The following is an 8320-nucleotide window of genomic DNA, read 5'->3' as shown; positions in this document are numbered from 1 at the left end:
TCGCCACCTCCGATGCGGCCACCGAATCATGTCTGGCGATTCGACGGAATCCTGAAAATGAAATTGCAAGGTTCCGATGCCCGAAGCATCAAAACCCTGCAATCCTAAAACACCCCGCAACCACAAATGCGATTCCAGCTCAATCGCTTAGCCGCTCTTCACGGATGACTAGCGAAGTTTTACCGAGCGGCGCAACGTGATGCCGCGCTGGCGACCAAGTTCTTGGAAGTGGCCAACCTTATGCAACAGCCAACGGCGTTGCTAAGCCCAGCCAATGCGCTGAAAGTGTGGAATGGAAGTCGGGACATACAGCACAGCGACCTTGGTCGTGGGCGCCAAGCCGCTTAGCCACGGTAGCGACCGGCCGCCCCAATCAAACACCTTATTCAGTCGCGTCCGGCACGGCTGATCAGCCCGACGGTCGGCTCCGGGGTGACGAGGCCGTTCAAGCTCGCGGGGTGCAGCAGCGAGCCTGAAGTCTAGGTGCCGATCGAAGCCGCGCACAGACCGGCCGCCACTGCGACCGCCGAGCTCGATCCCCCCGGAGATACCACCGGAATGCCGCGATCGTCCATCAGCGCCGGCGCATAGGGGTCCTTCATGACCGCCCAGGGACGAATAGCCGGCGGGCATGTCGATCGCGAGCATGTTGGCGAACTCCATCAGGATTGAGCGCGCGTACCGCGTTGAGCTTGGGCTCGTCGCGGTCGTAGGCCTCAATGCGCGCGAGATAGGCTTTGACCAGCACCGTGGCCGTGACATGCCCAGTGGCCAGAGCATGAGCGATATCGCTCATCGACGCCTGATCGAGCCTTGGGGAGATCGGCGCCTCGGCGCTGACTGCCGCCGCGGCAGTGCCGGCATCGCGGCGGGATGGCTTCTGCACGGCTGCCTCGCCTGACGGCGCGTCGCTCACCATGAGACCCGACGATGCCATCATGCCAGTGTTTTGCCCGACGGGTCAACGTCAGGGCGCATCGCGTCGACCATCAATCACGCAACGCGCAAGCCATTGAAATGACTACACCCGGCTACTGTGCATGGGGTTGTTTTTCAGATTTTTGTTTGGAGCTGCCCTCTCCAACGAGCGGAGAGGGCACAGCAACGGACGCCGCCCTACTCCCAATACCACGTCGAGAAATCGTTCTCGAATTGCGGGACGTCCTTCCAGACGCCCTTCAGCTTCTTGCTGGTGATGGTGATGAGCTGCGGCTGGTACAGGTAGGCGGAGACGGCGTCGGTCGCGAGCATGCGTTGGGCGTCGCCGAGCAGCTTTGCGCGGGCAGCCTCGTCCGGCGTCGAGACGATCTGCTTGTAGAGCGCGTTGAACTTGTCGTTGTTGTAACCGAGATAGTAGTCCGGCTCGGTGATCTTGACGAGGTCGAATGGCTCGACATGGCTGACGATGGTGAGGTCGAAATTATGCGGACCGTTGGGCGCGAACACCTGCGACAGCCACTGCGCCCATTCGACGTTCTCGATTTTGGCGACGATGCCGACCTTGGCGAGCTGGGCGGCAGCGATCTCGCCGCCCTGCCTCGCATAGGACGGCGGCGGCAGCTTCAGCGACAATTCGAGCGGCGTGGTGACGCCGGCTTCAGTGAGCAGCTTCTTGGCCTTCTCGGGGTCGTACGGATTGATGCCTGTCGTGTCGACGTAGCCGAGCGCGCCCGGCACGTAGAAGCTGCCGATCGGCGTCCCGAAGCCGTCGACGGCGCCGTCGATCATCGCCTTGCGGTCGATCGCGGCAAGGATGGCGCGGCGGACGCGGACGTCATCCAGCGGCTTCTTGCGGTGGTTGATGGCGAGGATGGTCTTGGCCCTGGAGCCGCCGACCAGCACTGTGAAGCGTGGATCGGCCTTGAACTGTGCCAAGGCGCGCGCCGCGGCGACGCGCGGGAAGGCGTCGACGTCACCCGACAGCAGCGCCGCCACCTGCGCCGCCGGATCGGAGATGAAGCGGATCGTCACCTTGGACAACTTGACTGCGGCAGCGTTGCGGTAGTCGGCCCATTTGGTCAGAGTGATCGAAGAACCCTTCGCCCAGGCGCCAAGCTGATAAGGCCCGGTGCCAACCGGCTGCGTCACATTGGTGGCTGCGCTCTTCGGCTCGACGATCGAGCCGCTCGCCTGCCCCAGCAGGAACGGCAGATTCGGCTCGGAATATTTCACCGTGATCACGATCGTGTCGGCATCCGGTGCGTCGACCTTCTCGAAAGCCTGGAACAGGCTTTTGTCCTTGTTCGTGCTGTTCGGCGCGGCGTTGCGATCGAACGAGAATTTCACGGCCGCGGAATCGAAGGGTTCGCCGTTCTGGAATTTGACGCCCTTGCGCAGCTTGAACGTATAGGTCTTCAAATCCGGCGAAGCGGTCCAGCTCTCGGCGAGCAGCGGCGAGACCGAGCCGTCCTCGTTGATCTTGGTCAGGGTCTCATAGATGTTGTAGAGCGTGACCTCGGCAATCGCGGCGGCGGCGGCATTGGTGGGATCGAGGCCCGGCGGCTCCAGCGCCATCGCCATGACGACGCTGTCCTTCTTGCTCTGCGCCAGCGCCGGCAAAGGCGCCATGACGAGCGCAGCAGCAAATGCGACGATCGATAGTTTCCTGAACATGCGCAACTCCCCAGCCTGTTCCGTTCTCAAGCCTACGCTAATCCTGCTCCGGACATTAACCTTCCACGGCCGCCTGCGGCAACGCCATCACGGCCTCGGCCTTGTGGCAGGCGGCAAGGTGCCCCTCGCCCATCTTGCGTAACGCAGGCGGAACCTCGCGGCAATGCTGGTCGGCAAGGGTGCAGCGCGATGCATAGGGGCATCCGGCCGCTGCCGCCGATTGCGAGGCGATCGCCTGGGCCCCGCGCCGGCGCCGGCTACCCCCGGCACGCACCCGCGGCACCGCATCCAAGAGCGCCCGCGTATAGGGATGGGCGCAGCACTCGAACAGATCTTCGGGGCGCCCCTGCTCGACGATGCGGCCGAGATACATCACCGCGACTTCGTCGCAGAGATAGTCGACGACGGCGAGATCGTGGCTGATCAGGATGTAGCTGAGGCCGAACTGCTCCTGGAGGTCCTGCATCAGGTTGAGCACCTGGGCCTGCACGGAGACGTCGAGCGCGGAGACCGGCTCGTCGGCGACGATCAGCTTCGGCTGCGTGATCAGCGCACGCGCAATGGCGATGCGCTGGCGCTGGCCGCCCGAGAATTCGTGCGGATATTTGTCCATGTCGGCGTCACGCAAGCCGACCTGGCGCAGCACAGCCGCGACGCGGTCGCGGAAGGTGGTGCGGTCGGCGCCTTCCATCACGGTCAGCGGCTCGGCAACGATCCGCGCGATGGTCTGACGCGGATCAAGCGAGCCGTAAGGGTCCTGGAACACCATCTGGAAATCACGGCGGGCGCGGCGCAGTTCGTCAGCCGAGATACGATTGAGATCACGGCCGAGCAGCGCGACCTGGCCCGACGTCGGCCGCTCCAGCGCCATCACAAGGCGCGCGAAGGTGGACTTGCCGGAGCCGGATTCGCCGACGATGCCGAGGCTCTTGCCGGCCTGGACCTGCACGCTGACGCCGTTGAGCGCGCGCACCTGCCCTGGCGGGCGAAACAGGCTTTCCCGCGGCAGCGTGTAGCGCTGCTCGAGATCCCTGACATCGAGAAGCGGCGCGGTGCTCATGCGGTCAGCGCTCCGACAGGCTCAGCCATCGAGACGTCCGTCCGGATGCAGCGCACCAGATGGCCGGGGCCGACATCCACCATCGGCGGCAGTGCGGCGCGACATTGGTCAATCACGAGCGGACAGCGATCGGAAAAGGTGCAGCCGGACGGCAGATCGGCGAGCTCCGGCACCGTGCCCGAGATCGTCTTCAGCCGCGTGCCCTTGCGCGCGCCGAGCTTCGGTCGAGCGCGGAACAAGCCCTGCGTGTAGGGATGTCCCATGCGGCGGAACACCTCGTCGGTCGGCCCGCTCTCGACGACGGTGCCGCCATACATCACCATCATGCGCTGCACGTTCTCGGCGATGACGCCGAGATCGTGCGAGATGAGGATCATCGACATGCCGCGCTCCTCGACCAGATCGGCGATGAGGTCGAGGATCTGGCCCTGAATGGTGACGTCGAGCGCCGTAGTCGGCTCATCCGCGATTAGGAGGTCCGGTTCGCAGGCCAGCGCCATCGCGATGGTGATGCGCTGGCGCTGGCCGCCCGAGAACTGGTGCGGATAGGCGTCAACGCGCCGCGCGGGGTCGGGCAGCCCGACGCGGTCGAGCAAGGCGATGGTCTCGCGCCGCGCCTGCGCCGCCGAGTATTTCTTATGCCGCCGCAGCGGCTCGGCGACCTGGTTGCCGATCGTGTGCATTGGATTGAGCGCGGTCATCGGCTCCTGGAAGATCATGCTGATGCGGTTGCCGCGCAGGCGGCAATAATCGGCATCCGAGAGTCCGACGAGCTCGTCGCCGTCCAGCTTGATGCTGCCGGTGACGGCCGCGCTGTCCGGCAGCAGCCCCATCAACGACAATGCCGTGACCGACTTGCCGCAGCCGGACTCGCCGACGAGCCCGAGGGTCTCACCACGCTCGAGAGCGAAGCTGACGCCGCGCACAGCCCGTGCCGGCCCGCGGCTGGTGTTGAGGCGGACGTCGAGATTTTCGACTTCGATCAGCGGCACGTTGGAGCGTTCGTCCATCGTCATCGCTCCCGCGCCAGTCGGGGATCGAGCAGGTCGCGCAATCCGTCACCGAGGAGATTGAGACCGAGCACCGCGATGGCGATTGCAGCGCCCGGATAGACCGCGAGCATCGGCGACTGGAACAGCAGCATCTGTGCATCGTTCAACATCCGCCCCCAGGACGGCTGCGGCGGCTGCGTGCCGAGACCGAGATAGGACAGCGCGGCCTCGGCGAGAATGGCCAGCGCGAACTGGATCGTGACCTGCACGATCAGGATCGACAGGATGTTCGGCAGCACGTGCTCGATGGTGATGCGGAAGCGCCCCTTGCCCGCCGCGCGCGCGGCCAGCACGAATTCGCGCGCCCAGATCGCATTGGCGGAGCCGCGCGTCAGCCGTGTCAGCGTCGGGATCTGGAAGATGCCGATCGCAACGATCGAGGTCACCATACCGGGGCCGACGACCGCGGCGAGCATGATCGCGGACAGCACGGCGGGAAAGGCGAAGGTGAAGTCGGAAAAGCGCATGATGATCTCTTCGATCCAGCCCCGCTGGGCCGAGCCGATCAGGCCCAGCGTGACGCCGAAGGTGAGACCGATGCTGACGGCGATGACGCCGACCATGATGGTGGAGCGGGCCCCCGCCAGCAGCAGCGAGACGATGTCGCGGCCGAAGGAATCGGTGCCGAGCCAGTGCGCCGCCGAGGGCGGCTTGAGCTTTGCGGCGATATCGATCTCGTAAGGGGACCAGGGTGTCCAGACCAGAGAAAGCAGCGCAGAACCGATCACGGCAAGCACCAAGACGCCACCGAGCACGAAGCTGCGATGCCGCAGCGCCCTCCGCCAGAAGCCCGTCGCGGGGCGCGCCGGCGGGGCGGCCGTCGGCAATCCAACTGCGGTGGCGAGCGGATCACTCACAGGTCGTGGACCTTGATGCGGGGATCGATGAAGGCGTAGAGCACATCGACCACGAAGTTCACGATGACGACCATGGCCGCGAGCAGCATCACGCAGTTGCGCACCACGATGAGGTCGCGGTTGGCGATCGACTGGAAGATCAGCCGGCCGAGGCCCGGCAGGTAGAACACGTTCTCGATCACGATGGTGCCGGCGAGCAGATTGGCGAATTGCAGGCCCATCACCGTCATCACGGGGATCATGGCGTTGCGCAGCACGTGGCTCCACAGCACCTCGCGCTTGCCGAGTCCCTTCGCGCGGGCGGTGCGCACGAAGTCCTCGCGCAGCACTTCGAGGACGGCCGATCGCGTGACGCGCGCGAGGATCGCGGCCTGCACCACGGCAAGCGAGACCGCCGGCAGCAGCAGTGACTTGATTCCCGGCCAGATGCCGTCCTCCCAGCCGGCAAAGCCGCCCGCCGAGAGCCACTGCAGCCGCACAGCGAACAAGAGCACCAGCAGGATCGCGAACCAGAAGTTTGGCAGCGCGATGCCGACCTGGGTCAGCGACATCACGCCGACATCGCCGAGTTTGTTGTGGTTGGCCGCGGTGTAGATGCCGGCGGAGAGCGCCAGCGTCACGGTGATCGCCATCGCCAGGATCGCGAGCGGAATGGTCAGCACCAGCCGTTCGGCGATCAGGCTGGCGACTGGGGTGCCGTAGACATAGGAGTTCCCGAGATCGCCGACGACGAGGCCCTTGATCCATTGCAGGTAGCGAACGGCCAACGGCTGATCGAGCCCGAGCTTGACGGTGAGCGCGCGAACCGCGTCGGGCGAGGCGTCGGCGCCCATCAGCATCTGCGCGGCATTGCCGGGAAGCGCGTCGAGCACCAGGAAGATGATCAGCGACGCGCCGACCAGCGTCGCCAGCAAGGTCAACAGACGTCGGAGGACAAAGACGCTCATGCGTGCTCGGCTGCAGGGCTCACCCGCGGCACGATCAACATGTCTGGGCGCCGGACGCAAGCTCTTTGCGAGCGCACCGATGCTCTATCACCGTCACCCTGAGGTGCTCGTCCTGCAACGCAGAACGAGCCTCGAAGGGCGACGGCCCGGCTGCATCTCGGCCGTTCATCCTTCGAGGCTCCCGATGGGGCGCTCCGCGCCCCATCACTCGCACTCAGGATGACGGGAGCCACAGCGAACTGGCACATCCCTGAAGATGCAGTCTCCACGAGCTGCCCCTAGCTGGGCCAGCGGGACAGAAGGCCGCTCGAGGCCTCGAACAATGCGCTCACGCGCAGCAATTCTGCGTCCGCCCGGAAGCGGCCGACCAGTTGGAGGCCGATCGGCAGGCCGTCGCGGGCAAAGCCGCAGGGAAGGCTGATGGCGGGATGGCCGGTCATGTTGAACGGCATGGTCCAGGGGAACCAGTGCGGCCGGACGCTGTCGTAGTGCCGACCATCGATCTCGATGCTGCCGAAGAGGTCCTGCTTGATCGGCAGCGCGGTTCGGGTGAGCGTCGGCATCGCCAAGAGGTGTCCGCGCGCAAGCAGCGATTGCACGCGGCGGAACAACGCGGTGCGCGCGAACATCGCCTCCTGATAGTCGACGCCGCTGACCTCGCTGGCGAGCGCGAGCTGCTTGAGGAAGGCCTCGCTCAGTTCGTTCTTGTGCTCGGCCGCGAGCTTTGCAAAGCGCGTGCGCCAGACGGTGTGGTTGATGGCGCGCCAGATCGGCTCGATATCGAAATCATCGCCGGAGAACTCCTCGAGCTCGGCACCTAACCCCGCCAGTCGATCAAGGCTCGCCTTGAAGCTGGCGGCGACCTCAGTGGACACCGGACGGCCCGGCGGCGTCAGGCAGTACAGGATCCTCAAGCCGCGCAGGTCGCCGCGCGAGGCCGCGGTGCCGATGAAGTCAGGCACGGGGACGCCGATCGACCAGGGATCGCAGGCATCCTCGCCCGCCATCGCCTGCATCATCAGCGCGGTATCGGCCACGGTGCGGGTAGTCGGCGTGACGTAGGTCTGATTGCCGAACACATCCAGCGCCTGGCTGTGCGGGATCACGCCGTTGCTCTGCTTCAGCCCGACCACGCCGTTGCAGGCCGCCGGAATACGCGTCGAGCCGCCGCCGTCGGTCGCAATCGCCAGCGGCGCGATGCCGCTTGCCACCGCCACCGCCGCGCCGCCGCTGGATCCGCCGGACGAGCGGCAGGCGTCCCAGGCATTCCGGGTGCGGCCGAACAAAGGTGAATCGGTGAGGCACTTGCTGCCGAACTCCGGCGTCGTGGTCTTGCCGATCAGGATCGCGCCCTCGCTGCGCAGCCGCGCAACGGCGACTGCATCCTCGGTCGGCACGTTGTCCTTGAAGGGAACGGCGCCGAAGGTGGTCTTCACGCCCTTCGTGTTGACGATGTCCTTGACGGTGACGGGGATGCCATGCAGCAGGCCGAGTTCCTCGCCCGCCATTACCTTGCGCTCGGCTTCGCGCGCCGCTGCGATCGCCTCATCACCGCACAGGGTGATGAAGCAGTTCAATTCGGGTTGGAGCGCCTCGGCGCGGGCAAGCACGGCGCGGATGAGCTCGACTGTCGACAGCTTCCTCGCGACGATCAGGCTACGCAGCTCAGTTGCGGAGCGGAGACAGAGGTCGTTGCTCATGGTGGCAGGCTCGCATCAGGGTGTACAGACCTTGCCAGCGCGCAGCCCATCTGTCCATTTCGATCGGTGCATGGCCGTCGTCGATCGCGGC

8 protein-coding genes are annotated in these 8320 nt (G+C 65.5%); all 8 read right to left on the bottom strand.

What is annotated here, in order from left to right; translation table 11 throughout:
• Positions 1-479: 479 nt before the first annotated feature.
• Positions 480-602: a hypothetical protein gene (locus EAV90_RS41185; RefSeq protein ID WP_283810447.1), complete on the bottom strand. Its 123-nt coding sequence runs from the start codon at positions 600-602 to the stop codon at positions 480-482.
• Positions 599-886, bottom strand: a complete 288-nt coding sequence (locus EAV90_RS40400; protein WP_245509476.1) for a hypothetical protein — start codon at positions 884-886, stop codon at positions 599-601. The genes EAV90_RS41185 and EAV90_RS40400 overlap by 4 nt, the downstream gene beginning before the upstream one ends.
• A gap of 230 nt (positions 887-1116) precedes the next feature.
• On the bottom strand, positions 1117-2613 hold the full coding sequence (locus tag EAV90_RS07890; protein ID WP_129143084.1) for an ABC transporter substrate-binding protein: 1497 nt from the start codon (positions 2611-2613) through the stop codon (positions 1117-1119).
• Positions 2614-2668: 55 nt separating this feature from the next.
• Positions 2669-3673, bottom strand: coding sequence for an ABC transporter ATP-binding protein (locus tag EAV90_RS07885; RefSeq protein ID WP_129143083.1), 1005 nt, complete (start codon positions 3671-3673; stop codon positions 2669-2671).
• On the bottom strand, positions 3670-4683 hold the full coding sequence (locus EAV90_RS07880) for an ABC transporter ATP-binding protein (protein WP_164936827.1): 1014 nt from the start codon (positions 4681-4683) through the stop codon (positions 3670-3672). Before EAV90_RS07880 ends, EAV90_RS07885 begins: the two co-directional genes overlap by 4 nt.
• A gap of 2 nt (positions 4684-4685) precedes the next feature.
• Positions 4686-5582 (bottom strand): ABC transporter permease, encoded by an 897-nt coding sequence (locus EAV90_RS07875; RefSeq protein ID WP_430644721.1) that lies wholly within the window; start codon positions 5580-5582, stop codon positions 4686-4688.
• Entirely contained in the window at positions 5579-6529 is a 951-nt protein-coding gene (locus tag EAV90_RS07870) for an ABC transporter permease (RefSeq protein WP_129143081.1), read from the bottom strand. The genes EAV90_RS07875 and EAV90_RS07870 overlap by 4 nt, the downstream gene beginning before the upstream one ends.
• Positions 6530-6807: 278 nt before the next feature.
• Positions 6808-8229, bottom strand: coding sequence for an amidase (locus tag EAV90_RS07865; protein ID WP_129143080.1), 1422 nt, complete (start codon positions 8227-8229; stop codon positions 6808-6810).
• Between the last annotated feature and the right edge of the window lie 91 nt (positions 8230-8320).

The sequence above is a fragment of the Bradyrhizobium vignae genome (genome assembly GCF_004114425.1).
In the GTDB taxonomy this organism is placed as follows: Bacteria; Pseudomonadota; Alphaproteobacteria; order Rhizobiales; family Xanthobacteraceae; genus Bradyrhizobium; species Bradyrhizobium vignae.
This window is presented reverse-complemented; position numbering and strand designations above follow the sequence as displayed.